This is a genomic window from Pantoea sp. WEP (assembly GCF_041678305.1).
Taxonomy (GTDB): domain Bacteria; phylum Pseudomonadota; class Gammaproteobacteria; order Enterobacterales; family Enterobacteriaceae; genus Pantoea; species Pantoea dispersa.
In genome coordinates this window covers 2146698-2162155 of sequence record NZ_JBGNXB010000001.1, presented here as the reverse complement: position 1 = coordinate 2162155, position 15458 = coordinate 2146698, and the positions used below count along the sequence as shown (strand labels likewise).

The 15458-nt window shown below is 59.7% G+C and carries 15 protein-coding genes; 7 read left to right on the top strand and 8 right to left on the bottom strand.

Translation table 11 applies throughout. The features are described from left to right. The first annotated feature begins 134 nt into the window (after positions 1-134). Both ABVR31_RS09925 and ABVR31_RS09920 read left to right on the top strand, forming a co-directional pair. Positions 135-1556, top strand: a complete 1422-nt coding sequence (locus ABVR31_RS09925; protein ID WP_288422625.1) for a M20 family metallopeptidase — start codon at positions 135-137, stop codon at positions 1554-1556. Next, positions 1553-2827 (top strand): MFS transporter, encoded by a 1275-nt coding sequence (locus ABVR31_RS09920; RefSeq protein WP_372772604.1) that lies wholly within the window; start codon positions 1553-1555, stop codon positions 2825-2827. The genes ABVR31_RS09925 and ABVR31_RS09920 overlap by 4 nt, the downstream gene beginning before the upstream one ends. Before the next feature lie 40 nt (positions 2828-2867). Here ABVR31_RS09920 and aldA read toward each other — a convergent pair whose 3' ends face one another. From aldA to ABVR31_RS09905, 3 genes are all read right to left on the bottom strand, one after another. After that, positions 2868-4304 carry an aldehyde dehydrogenase gene (aldA, locus tag ABVR31_RS09915; protein ID WP_371221043.1) on the bottom strand — a complete coding sequence of 479 codons (1437 nt, stop codon included), beginning with the start codon at positions 4302-4304 and terminating at the stop codon, positions 2868-2870. A gap of 159 nt (positions 4305-4463) precedes the next feature. Next, complete coding sequence (locus ABVR31_RS09910; protein ID WP_021313714.1) at positions 4464-4562, bottom strand: YoaK family small membrane protein; 99 nt, start codon at positions 4560-4562, stop codon at positions 4464-4466. Positions 4563-4576: 14 nt separating this feature from the next. Then, on the bottom strand, positions 4577-4900 hold the full coding sequence (locus ABVR31_RS09905) for a hypothetical protein (RefSeq protein WP_058769772.1): 324 nt from the start codon (positions 4898-4900) through the stop codon (positions 4577-4579). A gap of 367 nt (positions 4901-5267) precedes the next feature. On the opposite strand from ABVR31_RS09905, the gene rhaT reads away from it, so the two are divergent. After that, positions 5268-6302 carry an L-rhamnose/proton symporter RhaT gene (gene rhaT / locus ABVR31_RS09900; RefSeq protein WP_215800121.1) on the top strand — a complete coding sequence of 345 codons (1035 nt, stop codon included), beginning with the start codon at positions 5268-5270 and terminating at the stop codon, positions 6300-6302. Positions 6303-6343: 41 nt separating this feature from the next. Here rhaT and rhaR read toward each other — a convergent pair whose 3' ends face one another. Beyond that, a complete protein-coding gene (gene rhaR / locus ABVR31_RS09895; protein WP_058758520.1) occupies positions 6344-7210 on the bottom strand; it encodes an HTH-type transcriptional activator RhaR in 867 nt (288 codons plus the stop codon). A 13-nt stretch (positions 7211-7223) separates the two neighbouring features. Then, entirely contained in the window at positions 7224-8045 is an 822-nt protein-coding gene (gene rhaS / locus ABVR31_RS09890; RefSeq protein ID WP_315657763.1) for an HTH-type transcriptional activator RhaS, read from the bottom strand. Positions 8046-8334: 289 nt separating this feature from the next. Between rhaS and rhaB the strand changes: the two genes are divergently transcribed. The 4 genes from rhaB to rhaM are packed head-to-tail and all read left to right on the top strand — an operon-like array spanning position 8335 to position 12214. After that, positions 8335-9816, top strand: a complete 1482-nt coding sequence (gene rhaB / locus ABVR31_RS09885) for a rhamnulokinase (RefSeq protein WP_315657446.1) — start codon at positions 8335-8337, stop codon at positions 9814-9816. Beyond that, positions 9800-11056: an L-rhamnose isomerase gene (locus ABVR31_RS09880; RefSeq protein WP_211724456.1), complete on the top strand. Its 1257-nt coding sequence runs from the start codon at positions 9800-9802 to the stop codon at positions 11054-11056. The genes rhaB and ABVR31_RS09880 overlap by 17 nt, the downstream gene beginning before the upstream one ends. An 11-nt stretch (positions 11057-11067) precedes the next feature. Then, a complete protein-coding gene (gene rhaD / locus ABVR31_RS09875) occupies positions 11068-11910 on the top strand; it encodes a rhamnulose-1-phosphate aldolase (RefSeq protein WP_088515799.1) in 843 nt (280 codons plus the stop codon). Then, positions 11900-12214 carry an L-rhamnose mutarotase gene (rhaM, locus tag ABVR31_RS09870; RefSeq protein ID WP_058769776.1) on the top strand — a complete coding sequence of 105 codons (315 nt, stop codon included), beginning with the start codon at positions 11900-11902 and terminating at the stop codon, positions 12212-12214. Before rhaD ends, rhaM begins: the two co-directional genes overlap by 11 nt. 52 nt (positions 12215-12266) lie before the next feature. Here the strand turns inward: rhaM and ABVR31_RS09865 are convergent, their stop codons facing one another. From ABVR31_RS09865 to ABVR31_RS09855, 3 genes are all read right to left on the bottom strand, one after another. Beyond that, the gene (locus ABVR31_RS09865; protein WP_031279126.1) at positions 12267-13451 is read right to left on the bottom strand and encodes a sugar transporter; all 1185 of its coding nucleotides are present in this window, start codon (positions 13449-13451) and stop codon (positions 12267-12269) included. 326 nt (positions 13452-13777) lie between these two features. Beyond that, complete coding sequence (locus tag ABVR31_RS09860; RefSeq protein ID WP_288422631.1) at positions 13778-14029, bottom strand: hypothetical protein; 252 nt, start codon at positions 14027-14029, stop codon at positions 13778-13780. A gap of 168 nt (positions 14030-14197) precedes the next feature. Continuing rightward, on the bottom strand, positions 14198-15454 hold the full coding sequence (locus ABVR31_RS09855; protein WP_315657456.1) for an MFS transporter: 1257 nt from the start codon (positions 15452-15454) through the stop codon (positions 14198-14200). Between the last annotated feature and the right edge of the window lie 4 nt (positions 15455-15458).

Below are 15458 nucleotides of genomic sequence, written 5' to 3'. Positions count from 1 at the left end.
TCTGTGCCTGCCTCGAAATCGGGCAACGCAGCTTTGCTTTAAAGGCAAATCTTACTCGATAAATTGATAATTGTGGCAAAGCTGCCTTTCCGCAAAGATGAAAAAACAGCAGACCTATAACAGGCAGGGCAAACATGACAGCACAACAGGCGGTTCAGCAGGCCACCGCATATTTCGACAGCGGGGAATTTCAACGTATCCTGGCGCGCCGCGTGGCGTGGCGCACCGAGAGCCAGCGCGACGATCGCGATGCGGCGTTACAGGACTATTTGCAGCAGGAGATTGCACCGCAACTGCAGGCGCTGGGCTTCACGCTACAGCTCATCGATAACCCGCACGCTGCCGGCCGGCCATTCCTCGTGGCGGTGCGCATGGAAGATCCCGCCTTACCGACCTTGCTGAGCTACGGGCACGGTGATGTGGTATTCGGCGATGACGAAAACTGGCGCAGCGGGCTGTCGCCGTGGCAGCTGACCGAAGAGGGCGATCGCTGGTACGGGCGCGGCAGCGCCGACAACAAAGGTCAGCACTGCGTCAATCTTGCGGCGCTGGAGCAGGTGTACCAGGCGCGCGGCGGCCGTCTCGGCTTTAACTGCAAATGGCTGTTTGAGATGGGCGAAGAGATCAGCTCGCCGGGGCTGGCGCAGCTGTGTCAGCAGCAGGCGGAACTGTTGCAGGCTGACCTGTTCATTGCCTCCGACGGTCCGCGGCTCAACGCCGTGCGGCCGACGCTGTTCCTCGGTTCGCGCGGTGCGGTAAATTTCCGCCTGACCATTAACGCGCGTGACAATGCTTATCACTCCGGCAACTGGGGAGGACTGCTGAGCAATCCCGGCACCCGGCTGGCCAGCGCCATCGCCACGCTGGTGGACGCGCAGGGCGTGCTTCAGGTTGCGGCGCTGCGGCCCGACTCGCTGACGCCGCAGGTGCGCGCCATTCTCAGCGATATCGAGGTGGGGGGCATGCCAGGCGATCCCGCGATTGACACCAACTGGGGCGAGCCAGGCCTGACGCCTGCCGAACGCCTGTACGGCTGGAACACGCTGGAAGTGCTGTCGTTTCTCACCGGTAACCCGGCGCGCCCGATGAATGCCATTCCCGGCAGCGCGACGGCGGTGTGCCAGCTGCGTTTTGTGGTCGGTACCGACTGGCAGCGGCTGGGGCAGCATGTCAGCGCGCATCTGGCGCAGCACGGCTTCCATGATGTTGAGGTTGAATTTTTGCGCGGTTCACCCGCCACGCGTCTCGATCCTGACGATCCGCTGGTGCACTGGGTGCTGAACAGCATGGCGGCAACCAGCGGCAAAAAACCGGCGCTGCTGCCCAACCTTGGGGGATCGCTGCCAAATGAGGTGTTCGCGGAGATTCTGGGCCTGCCAACGCTGTGGGTGCCACATTCGTATCCCGCCTGCGGTCAGCATGGCGTGAATGAGCACATGCTGAAATCGATTGCCCGTGAAGGGCTGCAGATCATGACGCAGCTGCTGTGGGAGCTGGGCGAGCAGGGAACGGAATGGCTGGCGCAACACCGCGCCTGTGCCGGAGGTGGCGCATGAGCAGCCTCAGCCATAGCGCGCCGCTGAGCGGGGTGAAGCCAAACCTGCACAAAACGCTGTTTGCGACCTGCATCGGTAATGCGCTGGAGTGGTTCGACATTGCAGTATATGGCTTTTTCGCCAGCTATATCGCCCACGCCTTCTTTCCCACCAGCGATGCGTCGGTCTCACTGCTGCTGACCTTTGGCAGTTTCGGCGTCTCCTTTCTGATTCGCCCGCTGGGCGCGGTGGTGCTGGGCAATTATGCCGATCGCCACGGGCGTAAAAAAGCGCTGCTGCTCTCCATCAACCTGATGATGGTTGGCGGAGCCATCATTACTTTTATGCCGGGCTACGACAGCATCGGCCTGCTCGCACCGCTGCTGATCCTGCTGGCGCGCCTGGTGCAGGGCTTCTCTGCCGGTGGCGAATTTGGCAGCTCTACGGCGTTTCTGGTCGAGCATTTTCCTGAGCGCAAAGCCTTTATCGCCAGCTGGCAGTTCGCCACTCAGGGCGCCAGCACGCTGATGGCCTCGGCGTTTGGTCTCGGTCTGACGCAGATCCTGAGCGAAGGCCAGATTCAGGCATGGGGCTGGCGTATTCCGTTTGCCTTCGGCCTGCTGATTGGCCCGCTCGGGCTGTATATCCGCCGTCACGTGCACGAGCCCGCCAGCTTTGCCGCACAGACGCCGGAAGCGGCCCCGCTGAAACGGCTGTTTGGCCGGCAAAAAGCGCTGATGCTGCTGGCAATTGGCCTGATGGTGATCTCCACGGCGGTCAACTACATGCTCAACTACGTACCGACCTACGCAACCAAAAATCTGCATCTGCCGGGCTCGGTGGCCTTTACCGCCACACTGCTGGCCGGGGTGATTCTGACGGTAGTGACGCCGCTGATGGGATGGTGGGCGGAGCGCATTGGCCGCCTGCCGCTGATGTGGGGATCGCTCATACTGCTGATGGTCACCATTTACCCAGCCTTTCGGCTGGTGGTCAATCACACCACGCCGGCCACGCTGATTGTGCTGGTGTGCTGGATGGCGCTGCTGAAATCGATCTATTTTTCTACCGTACCCTCGGTGATGGCGGATCTGTTCCCGATTGGTACGCGCGCCAGCGGCATGGCCATCAGCTATAACATTGCGGTTACGGTGTTTGGCGGTTTTGCACCGCTGATTTGCACGCTGCTGATCAGTGCCACCGGCACCAGTCTGGCGCCGGGCTACTACCTGATGGCGATGTCGCTCTTTAGCGGGATAGCGCTGCTGCGCAGTCAGAAACGGATACGCTAAGTGGCAACCGGTGCGCGCACTGCGCACCGGTGTTTACGCATCAGGCAAACTGCAGATAGGCGACGTGCGTTTGCAGATACTCCTCCAGCCCGTGGCGGCCATCGGCACCGCCGATGCCGGATTTACGCCAGCCGGCATGGAACCCCTGCATCGCTTCAAAATTTTCGCGGTTAATGTAGGTTTCACCGAATTTCAGCCGGCGCAGCGCGATCATCGCGGTGTTCAGATCGCGGGTATACAGCGATGAGGTCAGGCCATAGTCGCAGTCGTTAGCCAGCGCGATGGCTTCATCCAGCGTGTTAAAGCGCATCACCGGCAGCACCGGACCAAATATCTCCTCACGCATGATCGCCATCTCCTGACGTACCCCGGTGATGATGGTCGGTTCAAAATAAAAGCCGCGTTCACCGGCGCGTTTGCCCCCCAGCACCACCTTGCCGCCCTGCGCGACGGCGCTGGCGACCTTTTGCCCGACGCGGTCGCACGCGGCTGCGCTAATCAGCGGCCCCATATCCACATCGGCCTGCTGCGCCGGATCGCCAAATTTCACCTGCTGCATCGCCACGGTCAGGGCGCTGATAAAGCGATCGTAAATGCCGTCTTGCACATACACGCGCTCGGCGCAGTTACATACCTGACCGCTGTTAATAATGCGCGAACTGACGATAGCCCTGACCGCCAGATCGAGGTCGGCGTCGTCCATGACAATTGCCGGCGCTTTACCGCCCAACTCCAGCGACACTTTTGTCACATTCGGCGCCGCGGCGGCCATGGTGGCGATGCCGGCGTTGACGCTGCCGGTCAGGCTCACTAACCCGACTTTAGGGTTGGCGGCCAGTTCCTGTCCCACCTCCGGGCCATAGCCGTAAACGATGTTAATTACCCCGGGCGGCAGGCCGATGTCGTCGATAATGGCGGCGAACAGGGCGGCGTTGTTCGGGGTGATCTCACTCGGCTTCAGCACGATGGTGTTGCCGGTGATCAGCGCCGGTGCCGCTTTGCGCGCAATCAGGAAGAAGGGAAAATTCCACGGCAGAATGCCGGTGGTCACGCCAATCGCTTTCTTAAACACAAAGATGTTTTCGTTTGGGCGATCGCTGTTGACGATTTCCCCTTCGTAGCGTCGCGCCCATTCCGCCATGTAGTCGAGATAGTCAGCGGTAAACAGCACTTCGGTTTGCGCCAGCGCCTGGGTTTTGCCGCCCTCCGCGACGAGGGTGGTGCTCAGCTCAGGCTCGCGCTGGCGAATAGCCGTGGCGATGCGGTGCAGCCAGTCGCCGCGCGTCACCGCCGGTAACGCTTCCCAGCCGGGCTGAGCGGCTTCTGCGGCGGCAATGGCTGCCGCCGCCTGCTGTTTGCTGCCCTGGGGCACGCGTGACAGCAGGGTCTCCGTCGCCGGGTTAATCACTTCAATCCAGCTATCGTTATGCGCCTCGACAAACGCGCCATTAATGTAGTGTTGATGATGAAGGGTCATGTGCAGGGGCTCCACGCTCGGTTTTGTTAAACTGATGTGAAGGAAGAGTGAAGCAGATGAACGCTGGCGACCTTTTTATCACTGCCAGCACCGGCAGGGCGCTGGCAATAGCGGCAAGAATTACGCGACCGACGCAGCATTCTGCGTCAGTGGACCTTTTCAGGAACCGGGCATCATGGCGCCGCTGGCAATAAACCAGACCAGAAAACTGACACCGGCAACGATAATGGCGATGGGGAACAGCAGACCGATTTTCATATGCATCCTGAGCGTTAGGCGAGCTGGATTAGCGCGCGGTGGGTTTTCATCATACTGAATAGCTGAAATTGTGTCGCGTCATCGACCTGACGCAGATGTTCGCCTTTCTGATACTGAATCTGATGCACATGGCCGAGCTGACGCCACACCACAATGGCTGACGCCAGCAGCGCGCAGTTCTCTTCGCTCTGCACGCAGTCCAGCGTGGCGTAGTGGCAACTATCTAAGCCATTAATGAACACATTCAGCGCCTCGGGCGGCACGATGGCGCGGATGTCATCCAGCATCACGCGGCTCACCGCCTGCGACAGCACCAGCGTTAACCGTTTGCTCTTCATCTCAATCCCTGGTTCCGATGATTTTTCCCACGTTATACGGATTAAACTCCGTCGGGGGAAGTGATTCGCGCAGCTTTGTGTGAGTGCCATGTTAAGCGCCGCGCTGGCAACAGAGGAAAAACTGTGCCGATCAACACAACATAAATCAAAAATATGCCGAATAATAAGCAACTTAAAGAACTCATCCGGCATAACGGCAGCAAATGCGAATTTGTGATCCTTATGTTGCATACCCCCCCGATTTTGCCAGTCAGCCTGGCTTTACGGCAACCATCCAAAGGCTGAGTCCACGCAGTGCGCCATAGACTGCCACTAATCGGAAACCGCAGGTGTTTCCGTCTGGCCTCAACCTTACGAAGGAATAACAATGAACAGTGCCATTCTTGCAGGTATCTTCTGGCATCTGGTGGGTGCCGCCAGCGCCGCCTGTTTTTATGCTCCGTTTAAACAGGTTAAAAAGTGGTCATGGGAAACCATGTGGTCGGTCGGCGGCGTGATGTCGTGGCTGATTCTGCCCTGGGCAGTCAGTGCCGCGCTGTTACCGAACTTCTGGGCGTACTACAGCAGTTTCAGTTTATCGCAGCTGCTGCCGGTGTTTCTGTTTGGTGCCATGTGGGGCATCGGCAACATCAACTACGGCCTCACCATGCGCTATCTGGGGATGTCGATGGGGATTGGTATCGCCATTGGCATTACGCTGGTGGTGGGGACGCTGATGACGCCGCTGTTACAGGGCCGATTTGTTGAACTGTTCAGCTCCGCCGGCGGCCGGATGACGCTGCTGGGCGTACTGGTTGCGCTGCTGGGTGTGGCGATTGTGTCGCGTGCCGGGCTGCTAAAGGAGCGGGCGCTGGGGATCAACGCCGAAGATTTCAACCTGAAGAAAGGCCTGGTGCTGGCGGTGCTGTGCGGCATCTTCTCTGCCGGCATGTCATTTGCCATGGATGCGGCAAAGCCGATGCATGAAGTCGCTGCCAGTCTGGGCATCAATCCGCTGTATGTGGCATTGCCGAGCTACGTGGTGATCATGGGCGGTGGCGCGCTGATCAACCTCGCGTACTGCTTTATCCGCCTGGCGGTAAAGCCGGAGCTTTCGCTGCGCCGTGACTTTTCCGTAGCAAAACCGCTGCTGATCGCCAACATTGCTTTCGCCGTGCTGGGGGGAACCATGTGGTATCTGCAGTTCTTCTTTTATGCCTGGGGCCACGCAAAAATTCCTCCGCAGTACGACTTCGTAAGCTGGATGCTGCACATGAGCCTGTATGTGCTGTGCGGCGGCCTGGTGGGACTGGTGCTGAAGGAGTGGAAATCGGTGGGGCGTCGACCGGTGAGCGTGTTGTCGATTGGCTGCGTGGTGATCATTATCGCGGCAAACATTGTCGGTCTCGGTATGGCCGCCTGACCGCGCTTAACATCACACCGCCTGACGCGTCTCTGCGCGCGTCAGGCTTTTTCTTTGTCTGCCATCGGTTCGCGCGGCGACAAAAAACGCTGACGCCACGCGCTGGGCGTTAATCCGGTTTCGCGCGTAAACACCACGGAAAAGTAGTTGCTGTCATCAAACCCGCAGCGCGCCGCCACTTCGCTAATCAGACATGCCTGCGTGCGCAACAGATATTTTGCCTGACACAGCTGCAGCTGACGCAGGTAGTGGCCGATGGTCATGCCGGTTTGCTGACGGAACAGCTGTTTCAGCGACCGTTCGCTGAGCTGATTTTGCTGGCAGAAATGGGGCAGATCGAAGGGGCGGCTGATATCGCCGAGCAGCGCCGACATCAGCAGATCGAGCTGTTCGCCCTCCGGCAGCACCCACGGGCGATCGGCGGCGTAGCCGTGACGGCGCAATATCAGTGCCAGCTGCAAAAACAGTGCTTCCGACAGCTGAATCGATAGCGAATCACTTTTGCGACTTTCGCGCTCCAGCTGGCTGATGACGCCGCGCGCCAGCGCCATGCCGCGCGTGGTCAGACGCCAGCTGGCGGGTGTCTCTTCATCCTGTGGCGGCAGCAGCTGCTGCCAGTCGAGCGCCAGGCTGAAGCGATCGCGGCAGTAGAGAATATTGTCGAGCGCCAGATCGTTGACGCTATCAAAGCTGTGGCAATCACTGTCACGAATGTAAAACACATCGCCGCAGGTGATCAGCCACGGCCGATCGTTGAGGATATGCAGGCCATTACCGCGCCAGACAATCACAATCTCGCTGAACTCATGCCGGTGCGGTGGGAAAGAGGGCTGCGGCATGCGTTCTGCCACTGCTATGGGCAAATTGCTGGCCGGGAAGTAATCCTCGCGCGTCAGTAACAGCGGCATGTCAGCCCTCCGGTTACCCCATCTGCTGGCGCGCCATGCGCGGCGCGCAGCCAAATTCCCGCCGGAACAGGGTGGAGAAGTGATTACTGTCACCAAACCCACACTGATAGGCGATGTCCGTGATGCGCATCTCGCTGTGGCGCAACAGGTGCCGCGCCTGCAATAAACGCAGCCGATTGAGATAGCGCTGCGGCGTGCTGCCGGTCTGCTGCTTCATTTGGCGATGCAGGGTACGCAGCGACAAACAGAAGCGATCGGCCAGCGCTTCCCACGCAATCTCCTCACTGTAGTGCGCATTCAGCCAGTCCAGCAAGCGGTGCAGGCGGGCATCCTGGTCCTGCGCCTGATCGTTGTGCGCCGCCTCGCGCAGCAGCACCAGCAGCTGCAAAAAGTGCTGTTCCTGCTGCGCCTGACGTTCCAGCGACCAGCTGGCCGGCTGCTTCATCTGCGTCACCAGCTGCAGCGCCTGCGCCATCACTTTATGGTTGATCCGCCAGTGTGAAACATACTGGCCGTCCTGTTCGCGCGGCAGCAGCGCGTGCAGGCCGGACAGAAAGCGGAACGCCGCCGGACTGCGATACAACACATTCGTCAGGCACAGATTGTCGGTTTGCTCGTACAGATGGCGATCGTGATCGCGCACAAAACAGACGCAGCCGGCGCTGAGCGCCTGCGGCTGACCATTAAATACGTGGATGCCCGAGCCCTGTTCCACCAGCACAATTTCGTGAAAATCATGGTGATGCTCCGGAAACGCCGACTGCGGCACACGTGGCTCAATGGCTATCGTGTAATCGCCGGCCGGAAAGAAATCAGCACTGTGTAATACCGTCATCATGCGCCCTCAGTTAACAAAACCGTAACCGAGTCTACGCAGCCACCTGCCACCTTACCTTGAATTTTGCACCGGGCAGCGCAGGAAAATCGCCAATTATTCAAGATCGCCTAAGTGATTGATGGAATTGCGGCAAGGCTCACAACTCTGCCGTTATGCGGTTCTGTGAGCTCTCTCACGAACACCTTTGCAAACCTGCCAGCGGTGATGACCCGCTGGCACTCGCGGGAAGGTGTCTGCGGCGCAGGATTTCTACTCTGTCGCCATGTCTTCACAGGGAGTACTCGCCATGAGTCTGCGTAATACTGTTGCCATCGATTTAGGCGCATCCAGTGGCCGCGTCATGCTGGCCAGCTGGCAGGCTGACCGTCAGCAGCTCAGCCTGCGCGAAGTGCGGCGTTTCGCCAACCCGCGCGTGCAGCGCGGCGATTATGACTGCTGGGATTTGGACCGGCTGGAGCAGGAGATCCGCGCCGGACTGCAGCAGCTGGATGAGGAGGGCATTGTGCCGGACAGCCTTGGTATTGATACCTGGGGCGTGGATCTGGTGTTGCTGGACGCGCACGGCGAGCGGGTAGGCGAAGCGGTCAGCTACCGTGATAAACGCACCGACGGCCTGATGGCCCAGGCGATGCGTGAACTCGGGAAACCGGCGCTCTATCAGCGCACCGGCATTCAGTTTCTGCCGTTCAACACGCTGTATCAGCTGCGCGCACTGCATCTGCAGCAGCCGGACTGGCAGGTGCAGGTAAAGCACGCGCTGATGATTCCGGATTATCTGCACTATCGCCTGACCGGTGAACTCAACTGGGAATACACCAACGCCACCACCACCCAACTGCTCAACATTCACAGCGGCGAATGGGATCGCGAGCTGCTGGCCTGGGCGGGCGCCGACGCCAGCTGGTTCGGCACGCCGCGTGCGCCGGGCAATACCGTCGGTTACTGGCGTAACGCAAGCGGCCAGCGCATTCCGGTGATCGCCGTCGCCACCCATGATACCGCCAGCGCGGTGCTGGCCACGCCGCTGGAGCAGGACGATGCTGCCTATCTCAGCTCCGGCACCTGGTCGCTGATCGGCATCGAAAGCCTGCAGCCCTGCGTCAGCGAGGCGGCGCTGCAGGCTAATCTGACCAATGAGGGCGGTGCGGAAGGCTATCGGGTGCTGAAAAACATCATGGGCCTGTGGCTGTTGCAGCGGGTGTGCAGCGAACTGCACATCAGCGATCTCACTGCGCTGATTGCCGACGCCGCGCGGGAACCGGCCTGCCGCGCCCTGATTCACCCTAATCATCACCGTTTCATTAATCCGGCCAGTATGGTGCAGGAGATCCAGAACGCCTGCGCCGAACAGGCGATGCCCGTGCCGCACAGCCCGGCGGCACTGGCGCGCACCATCTTTGACAGCCTGGCGCTGCTCTATTCGCAGACGCTGCAGGAGCTTAGCCACCTGCGCGGCACTGCGCTGCGTCAGTTACATATCGTCGGTGGTGGCTGCCAGAATCCGCTGCTTAACCAGCTGTGCGCCGATGCCTGCCAGCTGCCGGTGTTTGCCGGCCCGGTGGAAGCCTCGACGCTGGGCAACATCGGCTGCCAGCTGATCGCGCTGGGTGAGTTGCGCGACGTGGCCGATTTACGCCGCTGCATTCGCCACAATTTCCCGTTAGAAAAATTTATCCCGCTGAATCACAGCGTCTTTGCGGCCCATCAGGCTCGCTTTGCGGCGCTGAGCCTACCTGCTAAGGAACTTGCATATGACAAAGCTGATTGAACAGGCCTTTGAACTGGCCAGACAACGCTACGCCGCCATCGGGGTGGATGTGGAACAGGTGATGGCACAACTGGATACCATTCCGGTGTCGATGCACTGCTGGCAGGGCGACGATGTACGTGGGTTTGAGAATCCGCAGGGGGCGCTCACCGGCGGCATTCAGGCGACCGGCAACTATCCGGGGCGGGCGCGCAACGCGGTTGAACTGCGTGCCGATCTCGACAAAGCGATGTCGCTGATCCCCGGTGCGAAACGCCTCAACCTGCATGCCATCTACCTTGAGAGCGACCGCCCGGTAGAACGAGATGCGATTGAGCCGCAGCACTTCAGCAACTGGCTGGAGTGGGCGAAAAGCAAAAAGCTGGGGCTGGATTTTAACCCAACCTGCTTTTCTCATGCGCTCAGCGCAGACGGGTTTACGCTGTCGCATGCCGATCCGGGCATTCGCCAGTTCTGGATCGACCACTGCACCGCCAGCCGCCGTATCTCCGCCTGGTTTGGCGAGCAGCTGGGCACGCCGTCAGTCATGAATATCTGGGTGCCGGACGGCATGAAAGATCTCACCGTCGATCGCCTCGCGCCGCGCCAGCGTCTCGCCAGTGCGCTGGATGAGATCATCCGTGAACCGCTGAATCCGCAGCACCACATTGATGCGGTGGAAAGCAAACTGTTTGGCATTGGCGCGGAGAGTTACACCGTGGGTTCCAGTGAGTTCTGCCTCGGTTACGCCACCAGCCGCCAGACCGCGCTGACGCTGGATGCCGGCCACTTCCATCCTACCGAAGTGATCTCCGACAAAATCTCCAGCGCCATGCTGTTTGTGCCGCGCCTGCTGTTACACGTCAGCCGTCCGGTCCGCTGGGACAGCGATCACGTGGTGCTGCTGGATGATGAAACCCAGGCGATTGCCAGTGAGATCGCCCGACAAAAGTTGTTCGACAGGGTGCACATCGGTCTCGACTTCTTCGATGCCTCGATCAACCGCATTGCCGCCTGGGTGATCGGCACGCGCAATACCCAAAAAGCCCTGTTGCGGGCGCTGCTGGAGCCGGGCGAACAGCTGCGTCAGCGGGAGCGTGAAGGGGATTTCACCGCCCGTCTGGCGCTGCTTGAAGAGCAGAAGTCGCTGCCGTGGCAGGCGGTATGGGAAGCGTGGTGCCTGCGCCACGATGTGCCAGCCGATGCCAGCTGGCTAAGCGAAGTCCGTCACTACGAACAACACGTGCTGCGTCAACGTTAAGGAATCGACTCATGCAAACAATTCTCTCCGCGTGGTTTGTGCGCGACATGGTTAAAGCCACCAGTGACATGTGGCTGAAAGGCTGGGATGAGCGTAACGGCGGCAACGTCAGTCTGCGTCTGTTGCCGGAAGAGGTCAGCGCGTATGCCAGCGATTTTTATCCGGCACCGCGCTGTATTGAACTGAGCAAGCCGGCGCCCGCGCTGGCCAACGACTGGTTCCTGGTGACCGGCTCCGGGAAGTTCTTTCGCAACGTGCAGCTCGATCCGGCAGACAGTCTGGTGCTGCTGCAGGTGGATGACAAAGGGCTGTCTTACAAAATTCACTGGGGGCTCAGCAACGGAGGGCTGCCAACGTCCGAGCTGGCGGCGCACTTTCAGTCACACAGCGTACGCAAGGCACTGAGCCACGGCGCGGACCGGGTGATTATGCACTGTCACGCCACCCACTTCATGGCGCTCAGCTATGTGGTGGATCTGGATGCGGCGCGCTTTACCCGCCTGCTGTGGGAGGGCAGCACCGAGTGCCTGGTGGTGTTCCCCGATGGCGTCGGCATTTTGCCCTGGATGGTACCGGGTACCGATGGCATTGGTCAGGCGACGGCAGAAGCGATGGCCAGTCATAGCCTGGTGATGTGGCCTTTCCACGGAATCTTTGGCGCCGGACCGACGCTCGACGAAACCTTTGGTCTGATTGATACCGCTGAGAAGTCATCGCAGGTGGTGGTCATGGCGCTGTCGATGGGCGGCATTCGTCAGAGCATCACCACCGAACAGCTGATTGCGCTGGGCGAGCGCTTTAACGTGAAGCCGTGGCCGGCGGCGCTGCAGGCGGAGCGCAGTGATGTTGCGTAAAGCGTTCGTCATGCAGGTCTATGCGCACTGCCATGCAGAGTATCAGCGCCGTCACACGCCGATCTGGCCAGAGCTGGAACGGACGCTGAAAGCGCATGGCGCGCACAACTACGCGATCTGGCTGGATGCTGAACGCAACCTGCTGTTTGCCAGCGTCGAGGTTGAGTCCGAAGCGCGCTGGCAGGCTGTAGCGCAAACTGAGGTGTGTCAGCGCTGGTGGGCATCAATGCGTGACCTGATGCCATCAAATCCCGACAACAGCCCGGTGAGCAAAGCCCTGCAGCCGATGTTTTTCCTGCCTTAGCCGGCCATGTCAGCAGCGGCGCCGCCAGGGGCGCCGCTAACTGCCAAACGCACTAGCCGTTGGAGCGCAGCTGCGGATAGCGGCGGAAAATGGCGATGCACCAGAACAGGCCCGCCAGGCCAATGATGGCGCCCACGTTGCCCACGTCTGCCATCTGCAGATGCAGACTGACCTGGTTACCGAGTAGCGCGCCTGCGCCAATACCGATGTTATAAATACCGGAAAACAGCGACATGGCGACGTCGGTGGCGTCCGGTGCCAGCGATAGCACGCGCACCTGCATCGCCAGGCCGATCATCATCATTGCCATGCCCCAGATAATACACAGCACGGTAATCGCTGCCGGGCGTACCGCAGCAAACACCAGCAGACCCATACACAGGGTAATCAGCGCAATGGCGGCGATCAGCAGCGCGGACGGGAATTTATTGCCCAGCGTGCTGAACAGAATGCTGCCCAGAATGCCGGCTGAGCCGAACAGCAGCAGTAACAGGGTGGTGAAGTTCTCATCGGCGCTGGCCACTACCTGCATAAACGGCTCAATATAGCTGTAAGCGGTGTAGTGCGCGGTCACCACGACGGTGACCAGAATGTACATCGCCACCAGCGCCGGACGGCGAAACAGCATCGGCACGCTGCTGAGTGAACCGGTGTGCTCACTCGGCAGGCGCGGCAGTATCCGCACCAGCATAATCAGCAGTACCAGCGCTGACAGACCGATCATACCAAAGGTGGTGCGCCAGCCCAGATACTGACCCACAATACGACCAATCGGTACACCCAGCACCATCGCCAGCGCCGTGCCCGTTGCCAGCATACTCAACGCCTGGGTTTTCTTGCCGGCCGGCGCAACGCGAATCGCCAGCGAGGCGGTGATCGACCAGAACACCGCATGCGCCAGCGCAATACCAATGCGCGACAGCACCAGCGACGTGAAATCCCACGCCACGGCCGATAACAGGTGGCTGGCAACAAACAGAATAAACAGGATGGCCAGCAGCAGGCGGCGCTCGACGTTGCGCGTCAGCAGCATTAACGGCAGCGATAACAGCGCCACGACCCAGGCATAGATGGTCAGCATGATACCGACATCAGCGGTTTTCATTGCAAAGCTGCTGGCGATGTCCGACAGCAGGCCAACCGGCACAAATTCGGTGGTATTGAAGACAAAAGCAGCGATAGCCAGCAGCACCACGCGCAGCCAGGCTGTTTTACGGGAAACGGTTGTTGATTGCATTGAATTCAAATCGGCTAAACGACGAGTGAGGGGGGCAGGAACGCACCCGGTAAAGTGACCTCGATCACAAATTTCCGCTATTGTGGAGCATTAGTCAGCCGATGAAAACCGTTAACCCGGGTTTTATCACTGAATATTTCTTATCGCGCTGAGCGTGGTAAATAGCCTGCGGTTATGGGGAGCTGCTGCGCCAGCGTGCTGCCGGCCCGCGAGTCTGCCGTACCAGCACAGGCTAAGTCAGGTGTTTCTGTAATAGAAAAATCGCTTAGCCGTGCTGAGTGCGGGTACCGTGTAGACGGGTGCGGTTCAGACCAGGATTATCAGAGTCACGCCATATGCTTTAGTGCCACGCTAAAGTTGTGGGTCGGACTTTTTTTTACGCCCACCGGGCAGCAGTGTTCGCAGCCCAACGCAGTGGCGTAAAATTTACGCGCCTGCTGGATTGCGGCCCCGGGCGTGTAAAAAGTCCCGAGAAAACGACGACCGCCGTCGGATGGCAGGAACGGACAGCCCTTCGCATGCACCACATGATTGTCGTTATAACCGGCATGCTTATCGACATAATAGTAAAGCTCCATCTGACTACCTCATTGCTGTGTAAAAAATAAGTCTATGTATTATTGGAATAGAACGAATTATAGCGATGAATTGCTATTTTGTTTTAAGTGGTACGGCGCGAATGCCTGATTATTCGAATCCAGCGGAGCAGGCGGGACGCTGAGGTCCCGCGCTAACGATGAAGGGTATTACAGTTTGCGGCCCTGTAAACGCAGGCCAACCAGCAGTGCCAGCACCAGCAGGGCGCTGATAAACAGGGTCACGCCCGGCCAGCCGTAGCGGTGCCAGAATACGCCGCCGAGGGTGCCGGCCACGCTGGAGCCCACGTAGTAGCTGAACAGGTAAAGTGATGATGCCTGGCCTTTCGCCCGGCGCGCACGCGGTCCAATCCAGCCGCTGGCCACCGAATGGGCGGCAAAGAAGCCGGCAGTGAACAGCATCATGCCCGGCAGAATCAGCCACAGCGAATTAAAGGCGGTCAGCAGCAGACCGGCCAGCATGATCGCCGTGGCGCCCGTCATCACCGGACCGCGACCAAAGCGGCTGGTCATCGCGCCGGCTTTTGGCGAGCTCCACGAACCGGTGAGATATACCACGGACAGCAGCCCGACCACCGCCTGGCTCAGTGACCACGGCGCGCTCAGTAGACGGTAGCCGATGTAGTTAAACAGCGTGACAAACGCGCCCATCAGCAGAAAGCCTTCGGCAAACAGCAGCGGCAACCCTTTGTCGCGCCAGTGCAGGCGGAAGTTGATCAGCAGACTGCGTGGCCGCAGCGAGGCAGGGCGAAAATGGCGCGACGCAGGCAGAATTTTCCAGAACATCAGCGCGCCAGCCAGCGCACAGCAGCCAATGACGCCAATGGCAATACGCCACGAGAAAAAGTCGGTCAGTACACCGGAGAGTAAACGACCGCTCATGCCGCCAATCGAGTTACCGCTGATGTACAGCCCCATGGAGAAGGCGATGACCCGCGGATGCATCTCTTCGCTCAGGTAAGTCATGCCCACCGCCGCGACGCCACTGAGCGACAGACCGGTCAGCGCGCGCATCAGCAGAATCCCCTGCCAGCTGCTCATGGTGGCGGAGATCAGCGTACAAATCGCCGCCAGCATCAGCGCGGTCACCATTACCGATTTACGTCCAATCGCATCTGACAGCGGGCCGGTGAACAGCAGGCCCAGCGCCATAAACCCGGTGGAGAGCGATAGCGAAATACTGCTTTCGGCAGGTGTCACGCCAAACTGCTGTGACAGCACCGGCAGGATCGGTTGTACGCAATAGAGCAGGGCGAAAGTGGCAAGACCGGCAGAGAACAGCGCCAGCGTCACGCGCATAAACTGCGGCGATCCACGTTCTATCCATTCAGTAGCGGTATCGGCGGTAACAGGCTTCGTGGACAAGCTGTCCTCATCAAGCGTCACAGCCTGGGAAGAGCGACTCACAGTA

Bases quoted from the DNA above. Each gene is read 5' to 3' on its own strand.
- rhaR (WP_058758520.1), bottom strand. From the start codon at position 7,210: ATGCCGCTGTTACTGACGCGCGAGGATTACTTCCCGGCCAGCAATTTG.
- ABVR31_RS09920 (WP_372772604.1), top strand. From the start codon at position 1,553: ATGAGCAGCCTCAGCCATAGCGCGCCGCTGAGCGGGGTGAAGCCAAAC.
- ABVR31_RS09865 (WP_031279126.1), bottom strand. From the start codon at position 13,451: ATGCAATCAACAACCGTTTCCCGTAAAACAGCCTGGCTGCGCGTGGTG.
- rhaS (WP_315657763.1), bottom strand. From the start codon at position 8,045: ATGACGGTATTACACAGTGCTGATTTCTTTCCGGCCGGCGATTACACG.
- ABVR31_RS09925 (WP_288422625.1), top strand. From the start codon at position 135: ATGACAGCACAACAGGCGGTTCAGCAGGCCACCGCATATTTCGACAGC.
- ABVR31_RS09910 (WP_021313714.1), bottom strand. From the start codon at position 4,562: ATGAAAATCGGTCTGCTGTTCCCCATCGCCATTATCGTTGCCGGTGTC.
- rhaB (WP_315657446.1), top strand. From the start codon at position 8,335: ATGAGTCTGCGTAATACTGTTGCCATCGATTTAGGCGCATCCAGTGGC.
- ABVR31_RS09905 (WP_058769772.1), bottom strand. From the start codon at position 4,900: ATGAAGAGCAAACGGTTAACGCTGGTGCTGTCGCAGGCGGTGAGCCGC.
- ABVR31_RS09860 (WP_288422631.1), bottom strand. From the start codon at position 14,029: ATGGAGCTTTACTATTATGTCGATAAGCATGCCGGTTATAACGACAAT.
- ABVR31_RS09880 (WP_211724456.1), top strand. From the start codon at position 9,800: ATGACAAAGCTGATTGAACAGGCCTTTGAACTGGCCAGACAACGCTAC.
- aldA (WP_371221043.1), bottom strand. From the start codon at position 4,304: ATGACCCTTCATCATCAACACTACATTAATGGCGCGTTTGTCGAGGCG.
- rhaM (WP_058769776.1), top strand. From the start codon at position 11,900: ATGTTGCGTAAAGCGTTCGTCATGCAGGTCTATGCGCACTGCCATGCA.
- rhaT (WP_215800121.1), top strand. From the start codon at position 5,268: ATGAACAGTGCCATTCTTGCAGGTATCTTCTGGCATCTGGTGGGTGCC.
- rhaD (WP_088515799.1), top strand. From the start codon at position 11,068: ATGCAAACAATTCTCTCCGCGTGGTTTGTGCGCGACATGGTTAAAGCC.